Genomic DNA, 23,454 nt, shown 5'->3' on the forward strand with positions numbered 1-23,454 from the left:
GGATAACTGGAGTCCCCCCGCCGCCGGCATGCCAGCCGCGGAGAAATTCCACACAAAAATTGTGGACATGCTGTAGTAACACAAGACTACATACACTGGGCGGGGAAAAATCCCCGCGATACTGCCGTCAGTGCAACTTGTTATTCTTAGTTAAAGATTTTTTACTTCAGATGTCGTCGTCCGGAAGGGTCAACCAACAACCTGTGTCATTTGTCGCATCTACTGCACGGCTAAAAGGAACATATCGCCGTCGAAAAGTCAATTAAACCGCCAACCATAAGAACAGCCTACATGCAGCAGTCACAGGTTGCCGAGCAGCCCCATTCCCGCGTCTGGAACCTGGCCTGGCCGATGATCCTGAGCAATATCTCCGTGCCCCTGCTGGGCGCGGTGGACACCGCGATTCTCGGCCATCTGCCCTCCCCCGAATACCTGTCCGGCGTGGCCGTAGGCGCGAGCGTGATGTCCATGCTGCTGTGGGCCTTCGGGTTTCTGCGCATGGGCACCACCGGGCTGGTGGCCCGCGCGGCGGACGGCGGCGAGCAGTGGCTGCTGCGCGCCCTCGGGCTGGCCCTGGTGCTGGGCCTGGCGCTGTTGCTGCTGGCCTCGCCGCTGCTGCCCCTGATCGTGCGCTGGATGAACGCCAGCGAGCAGACCGGACCCCACGCGCTGGCCTATCTGCAGATCCGCCTGTTGAGCGCGCCGCTGGCGCTGGCCAACTTCGCCCTGCTGGGGTTCTTTATCGGCCGCCAGGACAGCCGCGCGCCGCTGTTTATCCTGCTAGCCGCCAACGCCCTCAATATCCTGCTGGATTTTGTGCTTATCGTCGGCCTGCAACTGGGTGCCCGCGGTGCGGCCATGGCGACGGTGTGCGCGGATATCTCGGCCTTTGTACTGGGCCTGCGCCTGCTGGGGCGCGTCGAACCGGCGATATTCTCCAGGCTCGTGCACCTGTTGCGCCGGCCGGACTTTTTGCCCTGGCGCGACCCCGCGCCCTGGACGGAGCTGTTGCGCATCAACGGCGACCTGTTTGTGCGCACCTGCCTGCTGCTGCTCACGTTTACTTTTTTCACCGCCCAGGGCGCCGCGCAGGGAGATGCGGTGCTGGCGGCCAACGCGATTCTGCTGCAGCTGCTGATGATGACTTCCTACGCGTTGGACGGCTTCGCCCACGCTACCGAGGCCCTGGTGGGCGAGTCGATCTCCAGGAAGTCGCCACGGCTTTTTCACACCACGGTGCGCAGTGCGGGGACCTGGGCCCTGGCCAGTGCCGCGGCCATCACCGTTATCTATGTCGCCGGCCGGCCGCTGATACTGCCGCTGTTCAGCGATATTCCGTCGGTGCTCGCGCAGGCACAGCGGGTTTACTGGTGGCTCTGCGCCCTACCCCTGGTCGCGGTGTGGAGTTACCAGATGGACGGAATCTTTATCGGCGCCGGCAGGAGCCGGCAGATGCGCGACACCATGTTTGTGGCCACCGCGCTGGTTTTCTTTCCGGTCTGGTGGTTCACCCGCTCCTGGGGCAACCACGGCATCTGGTACAGCCTGTTTATGTGGACTGGCGCTCGCTCCATAGGTCTACTACTTTTCTATCGCTACTACACTTCAAGCAAATCCTGGACGTAACTGGAGCGACGGTACAAGGTAATCTTTTTTTCGCGTTATGCGGTGCTGCGGGAGGACGGAAAAGGGGATTCCACCGTTCGACAGTGGTAACGATGTACGATGACTATCAGATCATGCGGAGATGCATCGACCGCGCGGTTACCCTGGAGCGACACAGCGGGCGCTTCTGCCGCGCGCTCAGACGCTCGCTTCCCGGACTGCACCGCAGTATTCGCCTTCCCCAGGGCGACGGCCCCAAACACCTCACCAGTTTTGCAATCCGCTATGTCCAGGCTGTGCCGGACTGGCTCGAGCGGCTGGAAATCCTGTGCGGCGCCGCCGGGCTGGACCTGGCGCCGGTGCGCGAACTGATCTGCTGCGCCTTCGCCGAGCCGCCGGAGCGACACCCGGAACATGCAGGTCTGGGTGCGCTGCTGGACGAGGCCTACCTGGCGCATCGCACCCTCGAGGAGATCAACGACCGGCTGCAACCCGCCTGTGGCACCCCGCTGCTGCCCATGGACCCGATGGTGGCCAACCTGGTGGTGCGCGAACTGTTGGGCGAGGAGTTCGCAGCGGAACTGGACGCGATCAGCGTGCGGGTCGGCCGCCGCTTCAGCGGTCTGCAGCTGAGTCCGGACAGCCTGGTGGCACTGGTCCTGTGCAAGCAGCGCTTTATCGAGACCCCGGGGGTGTGGCCGGACTTCGCCGGGCGGCTGGACATAGCCCTGCGCATGCCGCTGGCGACGCCGCAGGTGGACACCTCCCATTGATCCACCTCTTTCACAGGGTCTGCACTGTGTCTGCTGTGGGAGCCTGCCCTGCAGGCGAAAAGACAGTGCTGAATACAATACTGTTGAGTTGAGACCCAGCCGTAGGGTGCGCCGTGCGCACCAAAAGATCTGAAACCCGCGCGAGCCCGGGGCGGTGCGCGACCGCCATGGATGGCGGAGTGCCGCCCAGCGGAAGTGCAGAAAATGCAGGAGCAATTTTCTGTCATGGCGCACCCTACGAATACTGTGTCTGCTGGGCCGCGATTGCCTCGACCAGTTCGGCTTTGTTCATGCGGCTGCGGCCGGGGACATCCAGCTTCCGGGCGCGCTCGTAGAGTTGGTCCCGCGAGAGCCGTTCCAGTTCGGCGCGGCGGCGCTTTCCCCGCTGAGCCGATTTGCCGTCGGGCTTCGGGGCGGCGCGGCGGCCACGGTCGGGCCGGCCACCTTTTCGTTCCTGCTGCCCGGGCGAGCGCCCCTCGGCGAGGCTCTGTTTGAGCACCTGCATCAGGTCGATCACCTCGCCGCCCCGCTCCGGTTCGGCCCCGGACTCCTGCGCCTGTTCTTCCAGTGGGACCACATCCTGGCCCCGCGCCAGCTTCTCCTCGGCGCGCTCGATGATGCGTTGGCTCTGCAGGTCTTGTAGTGCCTCGCGCTCGAAGGTCTCGCGGCTGAGCGCGGCGATGGCTTTCTCCATGGCCTTCACGCGCCGCTTATCGGGAGCCCGCTCCCGGGGCAGGCCGATCTCCTCCGGCGAGCGTATCTCTTCGGCGAAACGCAGGGTCTCGGCGCGCAGGATGCCCTTCTCGGCGATGATCGCCACCAGGTACTCCTTGCCGCGCATGACGAAGGTGGCGATGCCGGCACGCCCGGACGCCTCCATGCTCTCGGCCAGCAGGCGGTAGGCCTTGGTGGCACCCCTGTCGGGGGTCATCAGGTAGGCGCGCTCGAAGTACATCGGGTCGATCTCGTCGACGCCGACGAAGCGCTTGAGGTCGATCTCCCGGGATTTCTCGGGGGCCAGCGAATCGAGTTCACGATCCTCGATCACCACGAATTCGTTCTTCCCGATCTCGTAGCCGCGCACCAGTTCGTCGTTGTCGAGCGCGCGCTCCTCCTTCTCGCAGAAGTAGCACCGTGTGAGCGGCGTGCCGTCGCGGTCGACCATACGCAGCGACACCGGCTTTGGGCGGTTGGCCGGGTAGAGGTTAACCGGCAGGCTGACCAGACCGAAAGTGATGGTGCCCGACCACAGTGAAGTGGGGGCGCTGGGGTGGAAGCGCTTTTTCTCTTTGCGCCCCGCCGCCTCGTCCTTCGACCTGCGCTTGCTCTGGCGTTGGCTAGGCACGCTTTCGCTCCTTCTTCAGGCTGGCCTCCAGGGCCTTGGACAGATCCTCGGAGGGCTCGGGGCGGCGGAAGGGGGTGACCTTGACGCTCTTACCCTGCCGCTTGGCCTCGATCAACTCCAGCACCCGGGCGCGGTATTCGTCGTGATATTCCTCGGGTTCGAACTCGGCCTCCAGCATGCCGATGAGCTGGCGGGCCATGTCGAGCTCCCTGGCATCGAGCGCCTTGCCCTTGGGCGGCTCCAGGGCGTCCATCGGCACCACCTGCTCCTCGTGGCGCAGCGACATCAGTATGGGCACGCCGCGGTGCAGGCGCAGGGCGCCGACATAGGACTTCTTGCGCATGACCCAGCGCGCCAGGCCCTCCCGGCCGCTGTGCTCGAGCGCCTCGGCCAGGGCGAAATAGGCCGATTCGCTGCCGTCCGGGCCCAGGTAGTAGGGGCGGTCGTACCAGCGGTGGTCGATCGCCTCCGGCGGCATGAAGCGGATGACTTCGATATCGCGCTCCGACTCCGGTTCCAGCGCATCGAGTTCCTCCTGGTCGAACATCACCAGGCTGCCTTCGTCAATACGGTAAGCACGGCGGGTCTCGGCGTAGGGAACTATCTCGTCGGTCTCGGGGTTGACCATGGCCTGCTTCACCGGCGAGTGATCCTTGGCGTGCAACAGCCGGAAGTGCACGCTGCGGTCCTGCACCGCCGAGTAGAGTTTGACGGGCACTTTCACCTCGCCGAAACGGATCACGCCCTTCCATATCGCCCGTGCGGCCATCAGACGTCCTCCCCGTGGCATTGTGGACACAGGCAGGACTGGCAGATTTCCGGGCCGGCTTCCAGCCACCAGGGTGCTTCGCTCATATCACCTCCCGTTTGCGGTCATTGCACGCCCACCGATGCGAGCAGCCCCGCGTCGAGCGGGCGGGCCGCCTCGCTGAAGCCGTCCCAGGGGTCCCGGCGCAGGGCCGCGAGCCGGCGGCGCAGGTTGCCGACGTTGTAGCGGTCGGCGCGCAGCGCCCCGTTGAGTTCGTCCCAGCGGATGGGCACCGCCACCGGGGCGTTTTCGCGGGCGCGCACCGTGTAGGAGGCCACCGCCGTGGCCCCGCGGCCGTTGCGCAGGTAGTCGATAAAGACGCGCCCCTCGCGCTTGGCCTTGGACAGGTTGGCCGTCAGCCGTTTGGGGTCCTCCCTGGCGTGCTGTTCGGCGATGGCGCGGGCGAAGGCCTTGGCCCGATCCCAGTCGGCGTCGGGTTCCAGCGGCACTACCAAGTGCAGCCCCTTGCCGCCGGTGGTGCGCAGAAACGGCGTGAGCCCCAGCGATTCGATGCGCTCGCGCAGGGTCCCGGCGACGCGCAGAACCTCCCGCCAGGCGACGTCCTCGTGCGGATCGAGATCGAACACCAGAATGTCGGGTTGCTCGAGATGATCGATGCGGCTGCCCCAGGGGTGGATCTCCAGCGTGTCGGCCTGGACCAGACCGACCAGATCGGCGGCGGACTCGACGTAGAGGTACTCCCTGCTGCCCTCCTTCCCGGGCACATCGACCCGCGGCACCCGCCCGGGAATGGCGGTGCGGGGATGCTTCTGGAAAAAGCACTCCCCATCGCGGCCCTCGGGGCAGCGCAGCAGCGCCAGCGGCCGCCAGGCCAGGTGCGGCAGAACCCAGTCCTGGATCTGCCCGTAGAAGCGCGCCAGATCGAGCTTGGTCAGTCCCAGTTCGGGAAACAGCACCCGGTCGGGATGCGTCAGGCGCACTCCGAGCAGCGACGTCTCGCCCTTGCGGCTGACACCGGCCTTGCGTCGGGCGGGTTTGCGCTCGTCGGCCTCCCCGTTGCCGGCGGCCAACTCCCTGGAGTTGGTCATGCGTATTTCCCGGGGATTCCGGTCCTCGCGCAGCCCGCGAAACACCGGGTGGCGCGGGCGGCCGTCCCGGGTGCGCTCGGTGAACTCCACCTCGATCACCAGCTCGGGGCGCACCCAGTGCACCGAATGGCTGTCCGGCACGGCGCCGTGAAAGGGCGAGCGATCGATTTCCAGTGCCCGCAGGGTCTCGCCCAGGCGCTCCAGCAGGCGCTGGCTGAAGCCGGTGCCCACGCGTCCAGCGTAGACCAGCCCCTCGTCGCCATAGGCGCCCATCAGCAGCGCGCCAAAGCCGGGGCGCGCGCCGCCGGGGTCGGTATAGCCGCCGACCACGAACTCCTCCTGCGGGCTGACGCACTTGACCTTGACCCAGTCGCGGCTGCGCTGCTGTTGATAGTGGCTGTCGGCGCGCTTGCAGATGACGCCCTCGAGCCCCAGTTGGCAGGCACGCTCGAAGAAAGTTGCCCCCTTTGTTTCGAGATGGTCGGAGTAGCGAATGGTGCCGCCCTTCATACCGGCGGCACCGAGCAGCGCCTCAAGAGCGCGTTTGCGTTCGAGCAGCGCCACGCCGGCGAGGTCGTACCCTTCGAGGTAGGGCAGGTCGAAGACCTGGTAGATGAGATGGGCGGTGCGGCCGCTGGAGAGTGCCTCCTGCAGCCGCCCGAAGCGGGAGATGCCATTGCTGTCCATCGCCACCACCTCGCCGTCCAGCAGCGCCGAATCCACCGGCAGCGCCTCCAGGGCCTCGGCCAGCGCGGGAAAACGGCCGGTCCAGTCCTGGCCATTGCGGGTGATCAGGCGGACCTCGCCGCGCTCGACGCGGGCCAGCAGGCGGTAGCCGTCGAGCTTTATCTCGTAGATCCACTCGCCCCGGGAGGGGACTTCGCGGGCCGGGGTGGCTAACTGCGGCTTGATCCCGCGGGGCAGCTTTGCGCGTCGGGCGCCGTCGAGTTCCGACGGATCGGGCGGGGCGGGGAGAGCCGAAGTCTCGGCGTGGCCCGAGGTCCAGGTGGTGTCGCGATCCTCGGCGATCTGCGCCATGCTGCGCCCGCTGGCGATGCTGCTGTCTTCGTCGACGCTGAGCGAGGCATCCATGCGCGGCCTGTCATCGTGGCGCTTGATCATCAACCAGTTGCGCCCCTGCCTGTCCTGGTTCTTGCCGGTCATGCGGGTCAGGACCCAGCTTCCCTTCAGCCGCTCGCCGTTGAGCTCGATATCGATGCGATCCTTTTTCGGGCGCCCTTTGACCCGCCAGGTGCCGCGATCCCAGAGCATCACGGTGCCGCCGCCGTAGGCCTTTTTGGGGATTACGCCTTCGAAGTCGGCATAGCCGAGGGGGTGGTCCTCGACCTCCACCGCCAGGCGCTTCTCGCCGGGCTCCAGGCTCGGCCCCTTGGGCAGTGCCCAGCTTTTGAGAACGCCATCCTGTTCCAGGCGCAGGTCGAAGTGATCGTGGCTCGCAGCATGCTTGTGCATGACGTAAAGGTCCCCGGAACTCGAGTCGCCGTGCGCCTCCCCGGTGGGTTCGCGGGTGCGTGTGAAGTCGCGCTTGCGGCGATACTCCCCGAGTCTCTCCATCGACTCCGTCCGTCGAGCTTCCTTTTCGAGGTTCCATCTCTCAGCCTAGCAGGCTGTCGGACTATAGCTTGCAATCTATATTGCCTGTGATCTATATTTATCCTTGTCTCACTGGATGGGTGCAGAAAATAACAACGAGGGACCGTATGCCCTGGAACATCGAAACAACCGACGAATTTATCGAATGGCTGCATGGTCTCACGAGCAAGGCACAGGAGAAGGTCGTGCAGGCAATCGACTGGCTGGAGGCCGAGGGCCCAAACCTGGGCAGGCCGCGAGCGGATACGGTGTCGGGCAGCCGACTGAACAACCTTAAAGAGTTGCGGGTCAGTGCCGGGCGGCATGTGTTCAGAATTTTTTACGTCTTCGATCCGGCGCGCAATGGTTACATCCTGTGTGCCGGTGATAAGCAGGGGCTGAACAAAAGGAGGTTCTATCGCTCTATGACTAAACAGGCCGAGGCTCTCTACGCGGAATACGTGGAAGCGCCGGGCGAAACAGTAGACCGACTCGATCGACAGTAATTCAGGCGCTTGGCAGGCACCTGCAATTAGAAAGACGCTATAACAATAAATAACGGTAAGCGCCTGATAAGCGCTATAAACTTACCCGCGAAAAGCGCTATGAACCTGTGAGGTTTAAGAGGTAGCACTATGAAAAAGACAACACCCTGGTCAGAGGTACGGAAACAACTCGATCCAGAGGTAGTCCGCAGAGGTGACGAAGCATTTGCGGAAGAATATGTGGCTCACACTCTGGCAGAGCTACGCCGCAGCCGCGGCATGAAACAAATCGAAATCGCCAGGATACTGGAAAGGAAACAGGCGACTATCAGCAAGCTGGAAAACAGCGAAGTCAGCAGCGTTATGCTACAGACGCTGGTCGCTTTCATCGAGGGGTTGGGTGGCAAACTCGATCTGCGCGTGACATTTCCAAACGGGGAGCGCTATGCCCTGGTCCCCGAGGAAAAGGTGGAGCCGTCCCAGGACGAGCCCCAGATATTCGACCCAAAGGAAGCGGCGGCGGCGACCTGATACCATCCCCGGGCCGCCGCCACCGCTCGAAGCAATCGGGCGGCAAGCTCTAATAAATCAGGGCGTCCAAAGCCAAATGGCACTGACTTAAGCGTAAGCCCGGCATTTTTCGTAGGATGGGCAAAGCGCAGCGTGCCCATCAACGTGGCGGAAGATGGGCACGCTGCGCTTTGCCCATCCTACGAAGAGGATTCGCTTAAGTAAGTGCCATTTCGATTGCGAATAGCTTCTCAGATACGCACCTGCTGGTGCTGCAGTATCTGCTGCCAGTTTGCGTAGAATTCCGCCTCGCCCTGCAAAATCGCGCTGTTGAGATCGTCGATCTCCCGGCGCAGGTTTTTATCGTAGAAGTACAGGCTGCCGCCGCGCAGCGTATAGCCGCGCGGGTTGTCCGCCAGCAGCTGGTAGTAGCGCGCCACCCGCTCCAGGTGGGCGTTGACCTGTCGCGGGGAAAAGTTGCCGCGGCGGTAGTAATCCAGCACCTGCGCGTCGATTTCCGAACGGACCTTTTCCCGGCTCTCCGGCGACAGGCCGCCGCTGTTCACCTGGTTGCGGATATCCGCGCGCAAGTCCTCCAGGTAGCGTTCCGCCGCCTGGGCGGACACCTGCAGCTTGCCGATGACCCGCCGGCGCTGGCCCTGGGCCCTGCGGTCCTTCAGGGCCGTGGGGGCGAATATTTCCCGCGACGCGAACTCCCCCAGGGGGCGGAAAATGGTCCTGTGCTGCAGGTTGCTGTGACGGGTGAGCTTGCCGCAGATTTCCACCGCCGCCTGCCACTCGGCGAAGGGGCTGCCCTCCAGCAGTTGCTGCGGCAACTGCGCCACCGCCGCTTCCAGCTTTTCCTCTTGCTCCCGGTAGAAGTCCGGCCGCGCACGCCAGTCGTTGGCCTGCAGCTTGAACAGCGACAGGATGCCCTGGTTGACGCAGCGGGCCAGCAGCAGCGCGGTCTGCTCCCGCTGCCGCTCGCGCAGTTCGCGGTAGTGATCCAGGCCGTAGAGACTTGCGATGGCGATAACCAGCAGGAAAGCCAGCAGTGGATAGTATTTTTTCACGCTTTATTTTTTGGGTGGTTGAATGATTCTTACCGGAACCTCGGTCTCTGTCGCGGTTTCACGGTTGTCGACCCGCGTACCCGGCACCCGCGGCGCGGACTGCAGGCGGATTTCGTCCTCGAAACCGCAGGCCACGCACTCGCGAAAATTCCTGCCCTCTCGCCGGTAGTTGACGATCCGGTCCATCTCCCCGCAGCGGGGACACACGGCGCCGGCGATAAAGCGCTTTTTTACCGGTTTTTTACTGTCTTCACTCATGGGCAGTCTCGTCGCACTCCGCGATGCCGCTGTGGCGCAGCAGCGCGTCTATTTTAGGTTCGCGGCCACGAAATTCTGTGAACAGGTCCAGTGCGTCGCGACTGCCGCCCTGTTCGAGGATGCTGTGCAGGAATCTGTCGCCGGTATCCCGGTCGAAAATGCCCTTCTCCTCGAACAGCGAAAAGGCGTCCGCGGACAGCACCTCGGCCCACTTGTAGCTGTAATAGCCGGCCGCATAACCGCCGGCGAAGATATGGCTGAAGCCGTGCTGGAAGCGGTTCTCCTCCGCCACCGGCACCACCGCCACCTGTGCGCGCACCGAGTCCAGTAGTTGCTGAATCTCCGCCGCGCTGGCGCCGCTGTCGCGACAGTGCAGGCGGAAATCAAACAGGGCGAATTCCAGCTGGCGCACGGTGAACATGGCGGACTGGAAATTCTTCGCCGCCAGCATTTTGTCCAGCAGCGCTTTCGGCAGCGGCTCGCCGGTCTCGTGATGACCGGAGATCATCGCGATGGCCTGGGGCTGCCAACACCAGTTCTCCAGGAACTGGCTGGGCAGCTCCACCGCGTCCCAGGCCACGCCGTTGATGCCGGACACCTCGGCCACATCCACCCGGGTGAGCATATGGTGCAGGCCGTGGCCGAACTCGTGAAACAGGGTGGTGACCTCGTAGTGGGTCAGCAGCGATGGAGCGCCACCAGCGGAAGCAGAAGCGCCCGCGGCGGGTGAGGCGCCCGCAGCGGGAGAAGAGGCGCCTGCAGCGGGAGATGAGAAGTTGCACACCAGGTAGGCCACCGGCAATTGCAAGCCCGCGGCCCCCTGCCGGCGCACGCACACGGTATTCATCCAGGCACCGCCGCGCTTGTTCTCGCGGGCGAAGGGATCGAGATAAAAGCCGGCGATGCGCTCGCCGCCGCGCAGCAGCCAGAAGAACTGCACGTCGCGGTGCCAGGTGGCTACCGAGGTGTCCCCCTCCACGGTGACGCCGAACAGCTTTTCCACCACCGCGAAGAGCCCGGCGAGCACTTTTTCATAGGGGAAATAGGGGCGCAGTTCCTCCTGGCTGACCGCGTAGCGCTCCTGCTTGAGCTTCTCCGCGGTCCAGGCGATATCCCAGGGTTGCAGCGCCTCCAGTCCGAGTTTTTCCGCGGCGAATTCCCGCAGCTCGGCGAACTCGCGCTCGGCGGCGGGTCTGGCCCGCGCCGCCAGGTCCTCGAGAAATTCCAGTACTTTTTCGCAATCCGGGGCCATCTTGCTGGCCAGGGACAGCTCGGCGTAACTGGACATGCCCAGCAATTTGGCCTGCTCGGCGCGCAGCGCCAGTATCTCCTCCATCACTGCGGAATTATCGAACTGCCCGCCCTGGGGCCCGGTTTCCGAGGCGCGACTGACAAATGCCAGGTGCACCCGCTCGCGCAGCTGGCGGTTGTCCGCATGGGTCATCACCGCCAGGTAGCTGGGCCCCTCCAGGGTGATCAGCCAGCCGGCGAGGTTCTTCGCCTGCGCCGCAGCGGCGGCCGCCGCGAGCGCGGTCTGCGGCAGCCCGGCCAGCTCCGCTTCGTCCTCTGTGTGGTAGGTCCAGGCGTTGGTGGCATCCAGCACATTGTTGGCGAAGCGGCTGCCCAGCTCCGCCAAGCGGCGGCTGTTGGCGGCGAAGCGCTCCCGCGCCCCGCCCTCCAGGCCCACACCGCCGAGCACGAAATCCCGCAGGCCCAGCTTTACCGCCTGCCGGCGCGCCTGGGGCCAGCCGGTGAATTCCTTCGCCTCGGCCAGCTGCTGGTAGACCCGGTAGAGATCGCGGTTCTGGCCCAGTTCGGTCCAGTAATCGGTGGCCTTGGCCAGCGCCGCTTCGTAGGGCGCCCGCCAGGGGCCGCTGAGCACGCTGTTCAGGTGGCTGACCGGGGAAAAGGCCCGGTTGAGCCTGTCCTGGGCCTCCTCCAGCGGGGCCAGGGTGGTGTCCCAGCCCGGATTCTTCAGGCCGCTCTCCAGTTCGGCGCGGCAGCGCTCAATCAATTCAGCGATAGCGGGTTCCACCTGCTCCGGTAGCAGTTGGTCGAAGGGTGGAAGGAGGGGGCTATCTGACAAGGGAAAGGTCAACAGCGGATTGGACATACGGCAACCTGCGCAAATAAATGGATACGGCTATGATAGGGGACGCATTGTACAGGAGGTGAATTATGTCCCCACTGCGTCCCCACGGTGACGGCGACAACGAGAAATTTCCCCAGCTCGGCAACGGGGTGTATATCGACCCGCAGTCCTCGGTGATCGGTGATGTCACCCTCGGCGACGACAGCTCGGTCTGGCCCATGGCGGTGGTGCGCGGCGACATGCACCGGATCCGCATCGGCGCGCGCACCAGTGTGCAGGACGGCTCGGTGCTGCATATCACCCACGCCGGCCCCTTCAATCCGGAGGGCTGGCCGCTCACCATCGGCGACGACGTGACCATCGGCCACAAGGCCTGCCTGCACGGCTGCACCGTCGGCAGCCGCGTGCTGATCGGTATCGGCGCCATTGTGCTCGACGGCGCGGTGATCGAGGACGAGGTGGTGCTGGCCGCCGGCGCGCTGGTGCCGCCCGGGCGCACCCTGGAAAGCGGCTACCTTTACGTGGGCGCGCCCTGTAAAAAGGCGCGGCCGCTGTCGGACAAGGAGCGGGAATTCTTCCGCTACTCCGCCGACAATTACGTAAAACTGAAAAACCAGTACCTGACCGAACACGAACAGCCCTGAACCGGCAATATCCCTTCTTGTAGGAAGCGGCCCATGGCCGCGATCGGCCTCGGCTACGTAGCACTGCTGCTAATTCGCACCATCCAGGGCGCTCACCCTGCGGGCGCCTTCGGCGTCCAAATTTGTTCCGGACAAATTTGTCGCGGCCAGCGGCCGCTCCTACAAATTCGTACTCAGAGACCCCCCCAATGAACAACCTCAACCTGGACCAGCTGCGCACCTTCGTCGCCGCCTGTGAAAAGGGTTCCTTCTCCGCGGTGGCGCGGGAGATGGGGCGCGCCCAGTCGGCGGTCAGCGCACAGATCCAGAACCTGGAACTGGACCTGGGGCTGGAGCTGTTCGACCGGAGCGGCAAGTACCCGACCCCGACGGCGGCGGCGCAGTCGCTGCTGCCGCTGGCGCGCCAGGCCATCGGCCAGCTGCGCCGCTTCCAGCAGGCGGCGGACTCCTACCAGCGAGGCGAGGAGCCACTGCTGCGGGTTCTGTTTGAAGAGCTGGTGATGCCCGACAAGCTCAATGACATGCTGGCGGCTTTCGCCGAGCGTTTTCCCCACACCCAGATCCACGCCAGCACCGCCACCGACGAACAGGCCATCCGCCAGATCGCCGACGGCGGTGCGGATTTCGCCTTTGTCACTGCCCGCAACGGCTATCCGGACGAACTGGATTTCAACAACCTGGGCCAGCAGCGGATTCTCACCCTCGCCAGTCCAGACCACCCGCTGGCACAGACCCCCGCCGCCTCCCTCAACGAGGCGGCCAGGCACCGGCAGATCATCACCGCCTCCCCATCGGGCAACCGCCGCTGGCAGCTGTCCCCGCAGACCTGGAGCAGCGATTCCCTGCTGCAGGCGCTGGACTTGGCCTGCAAGGGCGTGGGCTGGGTCAACGCCCCCTACGAGCTGGCGCGCCATTTCCTGAAGAGCGGCAAGCTGGTGGAACTGAACCTGACCAACGCACTGAGCGCCTGGAGCCTGGGCGTGGACCTGCTGTGGTCCGGCAAAACACCCCAGGGCACCGCCGCGCGCTGGTTCGCCCGGGAGGCCCGGCGCCTGTACGGCAACTACTACAGCCTACCTATCGAAATAGCTGATGGAATCTAACTTTTACCGGCAACTTTGCTGGTGGATGATGCGATCTCCTCACCAATGTTAGGAGAAACACAATGACCACCGAAGAGCACCTGCAGAACCTGGAGAGCTTTTCCAGCCACTACCGCTACAACATGAACTACCTGAAGGAGTTTTTGCAAAGCTCGCCGGAGGGCTATCAAAAGTTCGCCGACTTCCGCCCGCTGTCCTACCACCGGGAGTTCCTGTCGCTGGAGGTCTATTGGGTGAGCAAACTCGCGGCGATGCAGGTGGCGGACTGCGGCGAGTGTTTGCAGCTCAATGTGCGCATGGCGCTGGAGGCGGGTATCGAGAGGCCGCTGGTGCAGGCCTGTCTCCAGGGCGGCAGCCGGCTGCCGGAGAACCTGAAGGATATTTTCGATTTCGCCACCGCGGTGGCCAGCTACCGCAATATCGATCCACAACTGGAGGAGCGCATCGACGCGCAGCTGGACAAGTCCCAGCGCATCGAACTGGGGGTCTGCGTGGCCACCGCCTCGGTGTATCCCACCATCAAGCGGGCGATGGGCTATACGCAGAGCTGCAGCCTGGTGGAAATCGAGTTCGCGGCCTGATATCCCCCTCTAGCCCAATGCCGTTGATTTGGACCTCTTTTGTAGGAGCCTGCTTGCAGGCGAACAGCTACGGAGTTCCGTTCCAATTCGCCTGCAAGCAGGCTCCTACAGCGGACTGAGTCTTAATTCAACAGTATCGCTTTCAGCGCACCAATAGCCCTTCCGCCGCCCGCAAAAGCTGGCGAGTGAGCTCACCCAGCAGTTCGCCACCGTTGCGCCAGTGGTGCCAGTAGAGCGGCACATCCACCGACCGCTCCGGCAACAGCTCGACCAGTTCGCCACGGGCCAACTCACCGGCCACCTGCAACTCCGGCACCAGCCCCCAACCGAGGCCGCCCGAGGTTAGGCGAACGAATCCCTCGGAAGACGGGCAGAGGTGATAGGAAAAATTACCGGCAACGCCCAGCGATTCCAGGTAGCGATGCTGGAGAAAATCGTCCGGCCCGAAGACGATGGCCAGGCTGCGTGCCAGCGCGGCGGGCGTCACCCCGACGGGAAAATGGCGGTCGATGAATGCCGGGCTGGCCACCGCCCGGTAGCGCATCGCCCCCAGCGCGACACTGCGCGCGCCGGCCACCGGGCGCTCGGCGGCGCAGACGCAGGCCGCCACTTCACCGGCGCGCATGCGTTTGAGCCCGACATCCTGATCCTCCATCACCAGGTCCAGCAATACCCGGTGTCCGGCACAGAAATCGGTCACTGCCGACGCCCACCAGGTCGCCAGGCTGTCGGCGTTGATCGCGACGCGCAGCCGCTCCGGCTGGCCGCCTTCGTCGAGCGCCGGGACCTGGCCCTGCAGGTCGCGCTCGAGCAGGCGTACCTGCTGCACATGGTTGAGCAGACGCCGGCCCAGGTCAGTGGGTTGTGGCGGCGTCGCCCGCACCAATACCGGCTGGCCGACCCGCGCCTCGAGCAGCTTGATCCGCTGCGACACCGCCGACTGCGACAGGCCCAGTACCAGCGCGGCCCGCTCGAAACCGGCCTGCTCCACCACGGCGGCGAGCGCGGAGAGCAGCTTGTAGTCGAACATATCGATTTTCCTAATGAGTAATCAGGAAGATTCGTTTTCCTTATAGCACCGTCCGGTCCAGACTCGCCAGCATCACCACTGCCCGCCTCACCGCTTACCGGCAGGCCAACCCGGAGGAATATCGATATGTGGCAGAGCTACCTCAACGGACTGCTGTTGGGCGCCGGGCTGATCGTCGCCATCGGCGCGCAGAATGCCTTCGTGCTGGCGCAGAGCCTGCGCCGCGAACACCACCTGCCGGTGGCCGCGCTCTGCGTTTTGTGCGACGCGGTGCTGGTCTCCGCCGGCGTATTCGGCCTGGCCGCGCTGCTGCTGAAGAGTCCGGCGCTGCTGGCCGCGGCGCGCTGGGGCGGCGCGGCCTTCCTGCTCTGGTACGGACTCAAGGCCCTGCTCCGCGCCCTTCGCCCGCAGGGGCTCGAACAGGCCGCGGACGCAGGCCCGCGCTCGCGTCGCGCGGTGCTACTCACCGCCCTGGCGGTGACCCTGCTCAACCCGCACGTCTATCTGGACACCGTGTTGCTGATCGGCTCCCTCGGCGCCCAGCAGCCCGAACCGGGCGCCTATGCTCTGGGCGCCACCAGCGCATCGCTGGCCTGGTTCTTCGGCCTCGCCCTCGGCGCCGCCTGGCTCTCGCCCTGGCTGGCGCGTCCGGCGACTTGGCGCCTGCTCGATCTGGGAGTCGCCATTATGATGTTCAGCGTTGCCGTGCGGTTGCTGCTCGGCCACTGACAGGAATACCGCTGGCAACTCCTATTGCCCGAAGGCCCTGGCGCAGAGTTGTAGCCTGGTGGGGATAGAGTTCTCGGCGTGAGCACTAGTCCGAAGCCTACTCGACGATTTACTATTCCACCCCGCCGGCTGTCGATCGACGGAATGGACTATTGGTTGAAGCAGTAAATCGTACTCTCTCGGGAATCCGTCCGGAGGTGTAACCCGGACAGCGCAGTGGATTCCCGACCATGACCGAACTCAACGCCGATAGCTTTGCGTCCGCGCGCTCCATGTCCCGCGAACTCGGTGACGCCATCCGCGGCACCGAGGCGGACTACACCCGTATAGATGCGCCGCGTGGTATTCCTGCTCGCGGTTCAAAGTTGACACTAAACGATGTCTCTAAGTTGCATTCAAAAAAGCAGCTCCATTAACACCAGCAGTGATATAGAAAGCAAACATAGCCAATACGCTTAGCGTTGAAAATGCTAGCCGTTTCCATTGACGAAGGAACAATAGTCCAAGCGAAAATATAAACACAGATAGAGCTAAAGCCCAACAAGTCAGTACGAGCAGAAGCTCCCAGGCCAACATCGCACGCACCGGTACTACTCCATCTTTGAACAGGGCCAAATCTATCATTGAAACAACCAGCAGAATAAGACCGCATAATGCCGGTGACGCAATAAATAGATTCACCTTATTCATGTTACTCCTGACATAACGAGGCTGTAGAAAAACTCCGGCCTTTCGTTCTGGTTACATTTTTCCTAGAAAACCCCGCTCCTACGTGAATTCTGGATCTGCTTTGTATGGCGAAAAACATTTCAAAGCACTCTTCGCAAGGAAAATTTGCCACTTCAAGAAGTGCTCGAGTTTTTCTACAGCCTGAACGCCTGAGTTAAGCCGGGCCGCGAAGCGGCGTCGGCTTGGACGAATTGTTAGGTGTGCAGCCGGGTGGCAGAGAACGCAGCCCACGAACCCAAACGGTGCTTGCGCGCCAGATGGCGATAGTACGCGGCCATGGCGAGTCCAAATGCGACGCCAGTGATGAGCGCGACCCAGAGAGCCTCACTGGCCGGCATTTCCCGTAGCCCGCGGTTCCCGAGCAGCCAAACACCCAGCCCAAACAGCGGCCCGAAAAAGCCGCCACTGATCAGGACAAGCGGAACGAAGCCCAGGAAGGGAGGCGGCGGAACCTTGGCCCCTAAGGACCAGAGCAGGTTCCAGGCAGGCGGGAACGCAGTGGCCTCGCCGACGCCCACAGCTGCCATGTGCTTCTTGTAGCTTTCGAGCTTGCTGGACTGTGTCATGCGCACCTAACGAGGCTGTAGAAAAACTATTTCGGAGAATCAGCTCTTCCAGCCATATTTTGATTGATCATTGAGCCCGATTTAAACACAGTCCTTCCACATAGTCATCCAATCTGCGCAGTCAATCGAGAGACTTCGTCAAGAGCCTTCTGGCTCAGTGAATCGCTCCATAATTCATCAGCTTTTCAATGTTATGCACCAAGCAGAACATCCGCCATTGCCCCTGGACCTTGTCCAGGCCGCAAAACGTGAATCGATTTAGGCCCTTGTTGGTGCCTGTATTGCCAAATACCGGCTCCACCACGGACATTCGGTGCCCGTAGATCACCTTTCCTTCCTGGCTGTCGACGCGTCGCTTCATTCAGTCTGTCGCGGTGTGGCCATTGGTCACTGTAATCGATACCTGGCGACCGTGCCCCTCCCTTGCGTCGGCGACACTTGGATTGCGCATACACTGGTGGCTTTGTCTCTGGATCGGAACTTATTGTAAGCCGGCCCTTATGCACGCACATACCGCCGCCCTGCGGAGGCGCGTAGCGCCGGAGCGTACTGACTGGCCTTGTTCTGTGCTCCCATCACCAGCTAATAACCATTGTGATTAAGAAATAGTGCTACCGTAAACAGGGAAAAAGCTATCCCAAAAGAGTAGCAAAGCAGTTTTTTCGGAATTACAGCAGAGCTATTGCCCAGAAGAATACTCTTCACACCAAATACCTTCTGGTGCTTATGCTTTTCGCTGGGGCTCCCAAAAAACTGAAAATACAGAATAGGCCCTATTAGTGCGCAAGCACCAAACCACGCTAAAAATTCAGAAGGCGCCATTTCATCAATTCCCCATTTCTTGCTATTTTTCCCGGGTAACTCTGGGCACAGAACGCTGAGTTCAGGGGCAACTTATAAAATGTGCATTTTTGCGTGAATATGCGAGCGTTGCGAACCACACAAAAAGGTGCATTTTGTAAGCTGTCCCCTGGAACGAATGGTTCTGTGCGGGTGCCTGGAAATCTGAGGCTCGGCCCTCTATCTCTCGAAGCCTAGAACTGATTGGGCTCATAGAACTCATCATAAATCTCGCTCTCACCCTTAAGAGTTTTTATTGCTTCTTTAAGGTCAGATTTTTTCATTTGCTGGTAGCCATAGAAATGCCGATCAATCTTAACTCTGGCGACCTCAGCCGGATCTAGATCAACTCCAATAGCCTGCAAATCGTTTATAGCAGTTATCTTCTCTACTTTAAACTTTCTCTGATAATCAATAACTACCTTGTTGCCGCTATAGTTGGCAACCCATGCTTTTCCTTGCCTTCTTCTTTTCTGCTTCTTTTTTGAATTCATATATCAAATTTTTGTTGCACAGAACGCCGCCAACACGGGCAGCTTTGTAGTGGAGGCGAAGCCGCAACGGAAAAGCTGTCGCTGTTCTTGGCCTCGTTATGCACTACCATTGGTAAGCTAGCTTAATGTTCACTCCGCTAGTGTTTTTGTCTAAGAACTCTTCATTCTTTGAGGTGGTACCAGAAAATATAGAAGCGCCTATAACAAAGGATTTTTCAGTAAAACCCGAGAAATAATAATTGTAAGTTGCAGCAATCCCCTGATAAATGGCAACATCTTTACCGAAATGCTTTGAATCTACGGAACCCAGAAATACACCTAATGCATTTTTTTTAGGTGACACCAAATGCTCCCAACCTAAGCCGTAGCCGATTGATTCCCCAGAACTCTCCACATAACTTAATAGACCCAGTGAGCCAAAATACTTATTCTTTCCGTGATTTATTGAATACTTTGCACCGATTCCCCCATGATCCGAACCTAGACCTATTGAAAAATTTGAATCATTTTCTGCATTAGCAGAGACAGAGAAACCTAAAATAAGTGCAGATAAAACATACTTCATGCTGATGTTCCTAATTTTTGCATAACGTTCTAATAACCGGCAGCCGAAGCGTAGCGTAGGCTGTCCGGCGCGCGTCTATCCCGCCCGAAGCTCATTAGCTCGTTATATATTTTACCACCAAAAGTGATATTAGCGCTGCCGCGGCTGAGATAAAGATCCAAGAAAATGTCACCCCTAGTAAAATTGGGTAATTGTTTATAAAAGAATCACTGACAGGTCCGAGTAAAAGCCCGACGAATGTCGTTGCTACAAGCAAGGACTTACTGAATCTGAGTAAAATTTTCCGATTTAGTGAATAAAAAACTACAAGAACTGTAGATGCAGAAAGCACGCCACACATAATCAACTTTTGGAATTTCTCTAGCCCTATAACTCTACAATTAGCATCCGAAAGGCAGATTTTCTGAAGAGGGCTATCAATGCCATAAAAAATGGCCAAAGGCACTACAAGTGCAAGAAAAGTTGACACCCAAATAGCAGTTCCCTGTTTCATAGACTATCCACTTTCTGTGGGTAGCTCTGACATATAACGCTCAAAATATTGGCGCATTTATGCGTTCGCCTGCTTTTGCTTGTAAGGCACGTCGACACGCACCAGAAACAGCGAGCTTTGCAGAGCGATAGCGTAGCTCAGGAATTTCATGTTCAATCCTTGCTGGAAGGCAGCACGAAGAACGAAGCCGCCGAATTTTTTCTGACTATCCCGGAAGGCCGCCCAAATGTTCCCATTGATACAGGATGTAAGTTCTATGAAGCTAGGGCTACGCACCGACATACGCAGCGAGTTCCTCGGGCTCACCCGAGGGAAACACTTCTTTTAGAAATTCCAGAAAAGCCGAAACACGGGCATTGAGCAGCCGGCGTGACGGATAGAGCGCCCACAGGGCGATTTCCGGGCCCTCGACTTCACCCCAGGACACGAGTCGCCCGGCGTCCAGATCCTGGCTGACCAGTGAAACCGGAAGCAGACCGGCGCCAGCGCCGGCACGCACCGCATCTCGCACCATGATCATCGACGAAAGCTGAAGCACTGGATTCACTGCCAAGCGCTCTTTCCCGCCAGCCGTGATTAAATTCCATACGGACGTCTGCTGGCTGGACCCTCGGACAACAGCCGGGACCGGTTGATTTACAGAGGGTCGTATCAAGTCGGGACTGGCGACAACCACCAATCGATCCCGCAGAAATGTGCGCCCGTAGAGGTTTTCATCCGTGTCGGGGTTCACACGAATCACCAGGTCATAACCCTCCTCAACCATATCGACAGGCCGATCTTCTGTCGTGACTTCAAGTTGCACGTCCGGATACTTCACGGCGAACTCGGCAGCAAGCTTACCCATCGCGAGTTGGCAGAACAGCAGTGGCGCACTGATGCGCAAGCGTCCTGAGGGCCGGGCTGCGCCGGAAGCAATGGCATTGACAGTCTCATCCAGGTCGGTAAGCAAGGTTCTGGTCCGCTCGTAAAGTGCCATTCCCTCCTGAGTCAGCTTGAGTTTGTGCGATCCGCGCTCGAAGAGCCTCAGTTGAAGGCTGCTCTCCATCTCGGCAACCCGACGGGACAAGGTTGCCTTGGGGCGCCCAGTCGCCCGTGCAGCTCGTCCAAACCCGCCATGCAGGGCGACCAGATTGAAATCAGCGAGAGCAAGTAGATCCATGATGTTCCGCCAGTGAGACACTCTGTCCAAATATAGCATCTATCGGATCGAATTTGAAACAAATAGAGTGTGAGTCGTCTTAAGGCAACACCTTAACTTTTATCAGGAGTAAAACTTCATGACTATTCTCGTAATTGGAGCCACTGGCCGTGTCGGCCACCACGTCGTAGACCAACTCGTCAATCGCGGCGCCCATGTGCGCGTGCTGACCCGTGACCCATCCAAGACTACATTCCCGGACGGAGTGGAAGTCGCGAAAGGCGATTTGCTCGACATTGACTCGCTACGCAATGCTTTTAGCGGCATTACTAGCCTGTTCCTGCTCAATGCCGTCACCGGCGACGAGTTCACTCAGGCTCTTATCACTTTGAACATCGCTCGCGAGGCGGGGGTTGAACGCGTCGTCTACCTGTCGGTATTTGACGCCGATCAAGCTGTCAATGTGCCTCATTTTGCGGTGAAGTACGGCGCTGAGCGTATGCTTGAGCAGATGGGTTTCAGTGCGACCATCCTGCGGCCGGCCTACTTTATCGATAACGAGCAGATGATTAAGGATGTGATCTTCAACTATAGCGTTTACCCGATGCCGATCGGTGGCAAGGGTGTTGCCATGGTCGACGTCCGCGACATCGCCGAAGTTGCCGCGATCGAATTGATCCGTCGCGATCAGGCCCCGAACAAATTGCCTACTGACACCATTAATATGGTCGGTCCTGACACGCTGACGGGTTCGGACGTGGCCGCTATCTGGTCGGAAATTCTCGGCCGCCCAGTTAGCTATGGCGGCGACGATCCCAGCGAATTCGAGCAGAACATGGCGGCCTTCATGCCGAAATGGACCGCCTATGAAATGCGCCTGATGGCCGAACGCTATGTCAGCGACGGCATGATCCCCCAGTCTGGCGATGTCGAGCGTCTGACCCGAATCCTCGGCCGACCGCTGCACAGCTATCGCAGATTTGCGGAGACGCTCTTCTCTGAGACGACCGCAAAGGCTTGAGTGTGGCAGTCAACGACCAAGCTTGAATATCAAGGAAATCTGCCTGTTTGCACGAACATCAACGACGCTGCAAGAAAATGTGGTAACACTTTCTTGCAGCGCCGTTAACAGATGCTTCCTATTGCTTTCGAGCACGTTAAAACTCTCAGCGACCACAACGAACTTTCGAAGCTGTGCCAGCACTTCAGGGAACGCGGTTTCCCCTACGGCCTACTGGATTCTCTGTGTACGCTTACCTCATACATTGTTCGTAGTTACCTGCTCCGCAATGAGATCAATACTTGATACGGGCGGGTGGCTAACCATTACCCGACGGGGACTTTCACCCCGCAAAATACGCCGGGCTTTGCCCAGCGCGATAACGCCGTAATCAGTCGCGGCTAAGTTTGTGCGCTTTTTGCGCGATCATGGGAGCGCAGCGACCGCGTAAAAAGTGCACAAACTTAGCCGTTGGCTGCATTGCCCGTTATGCAATAGATCTTAAAGGTCTAATGCGGCCACATGTAGATTACTTACGAGGGGGACAGAATCTTCGCCATTATTACTGCCCACTTTATGACGAATTTTTCTGCTATCGGTTTCTACTGATCGTGCGCCACCAGCCTTTAGCGCCTCATGAAGCTCAGACTTTGAAATTTTTGGATTGATATTTGAACTATATATGTGAATATTGACGCCAGAATTGATTCCGAAGTGCTTACAAGCTTGTGCTATCGCCTTGGTTGTATTTTCATAAAGCGCTTTATTGAGCTTTACCAACAATGGCATGTTTCCTTCATGCCGGCCTTCCGCATTTAGATTTTTAATATAAATGCTACTGAGAATGTCTTTAGGATTAACTTGGTAAAACTGAGTAGCGATTTGCACGGCATCAATGATATGACTGGAATTTGTTCCATCAACACCGAAAACCCATATCTCATTATCAATTAATGCAGCTTCTTTAATTGACGTTTTTAGGCGCGGATAAAATGGCGATACACTTACTGCGTACTTTGCTTTCCAAACGGATAGCTTGTCGTACGCTGTTCGTAAAACGTACTCTCTCACTTGACTGCCATTCAGAACCAATGTGGCATCAGTTTTGAATTTATTTTTCTGGCTTCCTTCCGCTAATGTCATTGCTCCCTTTGACATAGTTATTCACTCTCCAAATACATTCCTGATGCAAATACGCCAGTTACCACCTCGTTACTTGCTTTTGATTTCTCATAATTTTCTACAGTTTCGTAGAGCTCATCGTCATCTGAATCCCAGCTTTGATGAGCATACTCAACGACAGCGAGAACAGCATTTACCTCAACATGCTTATCTCGCAACGCCATTTTTAGAAGCTCTATCGCCTCCTCAGCTGATTTGGCAGGAACTATTGAACGACCGTAGTACCATTCACTACCATCTTGCTCATAAGAGCTCTCCGGTGCAATTTTTGCCTTCGTGTCGATCACCCAAAATTTAGACATATTCCCTATCCTTAGCTATGAATCCAAAAGACAAAAGTACCAAATATTCGTGAAACTTTGAAGTGGATAGATACAAGCCGGTAACTGCATCCGGCGTAGGAACGCCCATTACCGGGCGCCCCCGCCAAAGTCCCGGACGTGCGGTTTTCCCGCATCCGGTTCCTTGGTTGTACTCGCTTTCGCGACGGGCTACTCATGCATACACCAATCGCTTCCTCGCCCATGGCCTGATGGACGGCTTCGGGATACACAAGCGGGCAGGTGCCCGCTTGAACTGTTGCCTTCGAGTGCGTTAAAGCCCTCGGCGACCTCGACGACGTTTCGAAGCTGTAACGGCTCTTCAGGGAGCGCGATCTCCCCTACGGCCTACTGGATTCTCTGTGTACGCTTACCTCATAATATTGTTCGCAGTTACCTGCTCCGCAATGAGATCAACACTCGATACGGGTGGGCGGCTAACCCTT

The 23,454-nt window shown here is 59.8% G+C and carries 26 protein-coding genes; 10 read left to right on the plus strand and 16 right to left on the minus strand.

Annotated features, from left to right (window positions below):
• The first annotated feature begins 291 nt into the window (after nt 1–291).
• Both ACRC0P_RS17410 and ACRC0P_RS17415 read left to right on the plus strand, forming a co-directional pair.
• A complete protein-coding gene (locus tag ACRC0P_RS17410) occupies nt 292–1,626 on the plus strand; it encodes an MATE family efflux transporter (RefSeq protein ID WP_438632570.1) in 1,335 nt (444 codons plus the stop codon).
• A 92-nt stretch (nt 1,627–1,718) separates the two neighbouring features.
• Complete coding sequence (locus tag ACRC0P_RS17415) at nt 1,719–2,378, plus strand: hypothetical protein (RefSeq protein ID WP_438632571.1); 660 nt, start codon at nt 1,719–1,721, stop codon at nt 2,376–2,378.
• 235 nt (nt 2,379–2,613) lie between these two features.
• Here the strand turns inward: ACRC0P_RS17415 and ACRC0P_RS17420 are convergent, their stop codons facing one another.
• The 3 genes from ACRC0P_RS17420 to ligD form a co-directional block, all read right to left on the minus strand.
• Entirely contained in the window at nt 2,614–3,723 is a 1,110-nt protein-coding gene (locus tag ACRC0P_RS17420; RefSeq protein ID WP_438632572.1) for a non-homologous end joining protein Ku, read from the minus strand.
• Complete coding sequence (locus ACRC0P_RS17425; protein WP_438632573.1) at nt 3,716–4,492, minus strand: non-homologous end joining protein Ku; 777 nt, start codon at nt 4,490–4,492, stop codon at nt 3,716–3,718. Before ACRC0P_RS17425 ends, ACRC0P_RS17420 begins: the two co-directional genes overlap by 8 nt.
• 104 nt (nt 4,493–4,596) lie before the next feature.
• On the minus strand, nt 4,597–7,155 hold the full coding sequence (ligD, locus tag ACRC0P_RS17430) for a DNA ligase D (protein WP_438632574.1): 2,559 nt from the start codon (nt 7,153–7,155) through the stop codon (nt 4,597–4,599).
• A 146-nt stretch (nt 7,156–7,301) separates the two neighbouring features.
• Here ligD and ACRC0P_RS17435 point away from each other — a divergent pair, with 146 nt between their 5' ends.
• Both ACRC0P_RS17435 and ACRC0P_RS17440 read left to right on the plus strand, forming a co-directional pair.
• Entirely contained in the window at nt 7,302–7,679 is a 378-nt protein-coding gene (locus tag ACRC0P_RS17435; protein ID WP_438632575.1) for a type II toxin-antitoxin system RelE/ParE family toxin, read from the plus strand.
• A 129-nt stretch (nt 7,680–7,808) separates the two neighbouring features.
• Nucleotides 7,809–8,189: an XRE family transcriptional regulator gene (locus ACRC0P_RS17440; RefSeq protein ID WP_438632576.1), complete on the plus strand. Its 381-nt coding sequence runs from the start codon at nt 7,809–7,811 to the stop codon at nt 8,187–8,189.
• A 230-nt stretch (nt 8,190–8,419) separates the two neighbouring features.
• On the opposite strand, the gene ACRC0P_RS17445 is transcribed toward ACRC0P_RS17440, so the two are convergent.
• Genes ACRC0P_RS17445 through ACRC0P_RS17455 form a run of 3 tightly spaced genes read right to left on the minus strand, consistent with a single transcriptional unit; the run spans nt 8,420 to nt 11,612 of the window.
• Nucleotides 8,420–9,241 (minus strand): hypothetical protein, encoded by an 822-nt coding sequence (locus ACRC0P_RS17445; RefSeq protein ID WP_438632577.1) that lies wholly within the window; start codon nt 9,239–9,241, stop codon nt 8,420–8,422.
• A 3-nt stretch (nt 9,242–9,244) separates the two neighbouring features.
• A complete protein-coding gene (locus tag ACRC0P_RS17450) occupies nt 9,245–9,499 on the minus strand; it encodes a YheV family putative zinc ribbon protein (RefSeq protein WP_438632578.1) in 255 nt (84 codons plus the stop codon).
• Nucleotides 9,492–11,612 (minus strand): M3 family metallopeptidase, encoded by a 2,121-nt coding sequence (locus tag ACRC0P_RS17455; RefSeq protein ID WP_438632579.1) that lies wholly within the window; start codon nt 11,610–11,612, stop codon nt 9,492–9,494. Before ACRC0P_RS17455 ends, ACRC0P_RS17450 begins: the two co-directional genes overlap by 8 nt.
• 65 nt (nt 11,613–11,677) lie before the next feature.
• Here ACRC0P_RS17455 and ACRC0P_RS17460 point away from each other — a divergent pair, with 65 nt between their 5' ends.
• The 3 genes from ACRC0P_RS17460 (at nt 11,678) to ACRC0P_RS17470 (ending at nt 13,919) form a co-directional block, all read left to right on the plus strand.
• On the plus strand, nt 11,678–12,235 hold the full coding sequence (locus tag ACRC0P_RS17460; protein ID WP_438632580.1) for a gamma carbonic anhydrase family protein: 558 nt from the start codon (nt 11,678–11,680) through the stop codon (nt 12,233–12,235).
• A 188-nt stretch (nt 12,236–12,423) separates the two neighbouring features.
• Nucleotides 12,424–13,338, plus strand: a complete 915-nt coding sequence (locus ACRC0P_RS17465; protein ID WP_438632581.1) for a LysR family transcriptional regulator — start codon at nt 12,424–12,426, stop codon at nt 13,336–13,338.
• 62 nt (nt 13,339–13,400) lie between these two features.
• A complete protein-coding gene (locus ACRC0P_RS17470; RefSeq protein ID WP_438632582.1) occupies nt 13,401–13,919 on the plus strand; it encodes a hypothetical protein in 519 nt (172 codons plus the stop codon).
• Nucleotides 13,920–14,061: 142 nt separating this feature from the next.
• Here ACRC0P_RS17470 and ACRC0P_RS17475 read toward each other — a convergent pair whose 3' ends face one another.
• Entirely contained in the window at nt 14,062–14,949 is an 888-nt protein-coding gene (locus ACRC0P_RS17475) for a LysR family transcriptional regulator ArgP (RefSeq protein ID WP_438632583.1), read from the minus strand.
• 126 nt (nt 14,950–15,075) lie between these two features.
• On the opposite strand from ACRC0P_RS17475, the gene ACRC0P_RS17480 reads away from it, so the two are divergent.
• The gene (locus ACRC0P_RS17480; RefSeq protein ID WP_438632584.1) at nt 15,076–15,678 is read left to right on the plus strand and encodes a LysE/ArgO family amino acid transporter; all 603 of its coding nucleotides are present in this window, start codon (nt 15,076–15,078) and stop codon (nt 15,676–15,678) included.
• 230 nt (nt 15,679–15,908) lie between these two features.
• Entirely contained in the window at nt 15,909–16,094 is a 186-nt protein-coding gene (locus ACRC0P_RS17485; protein WP_438632585.1) for a hypothetical protein, read from the plus strand.
• Here ACRC0P_RS17485 and ACRC0P_RS17490 read toward each other — a convergent pair.
• The 7 genes from ACRC0P_RS17490 to ACRC0P_RS17520 form a co-directional block, all read right to left on the minus strand.
• Nucleotides 16,063–16,368, minus strand: coding sequence for a hypothetical protein (locus ACRC0P_RS17490; protein ID WP_438632586.1), 306 nt, complete (start codon nt 16,366–16,368; stop codon nt 16,063–16,065). The two genes, ACRC0P_RS17485 and ACRC0P_RS17490, sit on opposite strands and share 32 nt — an antisense overlap.
• A 233-nt stretch (nt 16,369–16,601) precedes the next feature.
• On the minus strand, nt 16,602–16,973 hold the full coding sequence (locus tag ACRC0P_RS17495) for a DUF6404 family protein (protein ID WP_438632587.1): 372 nt from the start codon (nt 16,971–16,973) through the stop codon (nt 16,602–16,604).
• 154 nt (nt 16,974–17,127) lie between these two features.
• A complete protein-coding gene (locus ACRC0P_RS17500; RefSeq protein ID WP_438632588.1) occupies nt 17,128–17,334 on the minus strand; it encodes a transposase in 207 nt (68 codons plus the stop codon).
• A 673-nt stretch (nt 17,335–18,007) separates the two neighbouring features.
• Nucleotides 18,008–18,307, minus strand: coding sequence for a hypothetical protein (locus ACRC0P_RS17505; RefSeq protein WP_438632589.1), 300 nt, complete (start codon nt 18,305–18,307; stop codon nt 18,008–18,010).
• A gap of 103 nt (nt 18,308–18,410) precedes the next feature.
• Nucleotides 18,411–18,872, minus strand: a complete 462-nt coding sequence (locus ACRC0P_RS17510; protein ID WP_438632590.1) for a hypothetical protein — start codon at nt 18,870–18,872, stop codon at nt 18,411–18,413.
• Nucleotides 18,873–19,422: 550 nt separating this feature from the next.
• Nucleotides 19,423–19,647, minus strand: coding sequence for a hypothetical protein (locus ACRC0P_RS17515; protein WP_438632591.1), 225 nt, complete (start codon nt 19,645–19,647; stop codon nt 19,423–19,425).
• The gene (locus tag ACRC0P_RS17520; protein ID WP_438632592.1) at nt 19,634–20,527 is read right to left on the minus strand and encodes a LysR family transcriptional regulator; all 894 of its coding nucleotides are present in this window, start codon (nt 20,525–20,527) and stop codon (nt 19,634–19,636) included. The genes ACRC0P_RS17515 and ACRC0P_RS17520 overlap by 14 nt, the downstream gene beginning before the upstream one ends.
• Before the next feature lie 118 nt (nt 20,528–20,645).
• On the opposite strand from ACRC0P_RS17520, the gene ACRC0P_RS17525 reads away from it, so the two are divergent.
• Entirely contained in the window at nt 20,646–21,527 is an 882-nt protein-coding gene (locus ACRC0P_RS17525; RefSeq protein WP_438632593.1) for an SDR family oxidoreductase, read from the plus strand.
• Nucleotides 21,528–22,007: 480 nt separating this feature from the next.
• On the opposite strand, the gene ACRC0P_RS17530 is transcribed toward ACRC0P_RS17525, so the two are convergent.
• Entirely contained in the window at nt 22,008–22,664 is a 657-nt protein-coding gene (locus ACRC0P_RS17530; protein ID WP_438632594.1) for a hypothetical protein, read from the minus strand.
• Between the two features lie 2 nt (nt 22,665–22,666).
• On the minus strand, nt 22,667–22,990 hold the full coding sequence (locus tag ACRC0P_RS17535) for a hypothetical protein (RefSeq protein ID WP_438632595.1): 324 nt from the start codon (nt 22,988–22,990) through the stop codon (nt 22,667–22,669).
• Nucleotides 22,991–23,454 lie beyond the last annotated feature (464 nt).

The organism is Microbulbifer sp., assembly GCF_051659245.1.
Taxonomy (GTDB): domain Bacteria; phylum Pseudomonadota; class Gammaproteobacteria; order Pseudomonadales; family Cellvibrionaceae; genus Microbulbifer.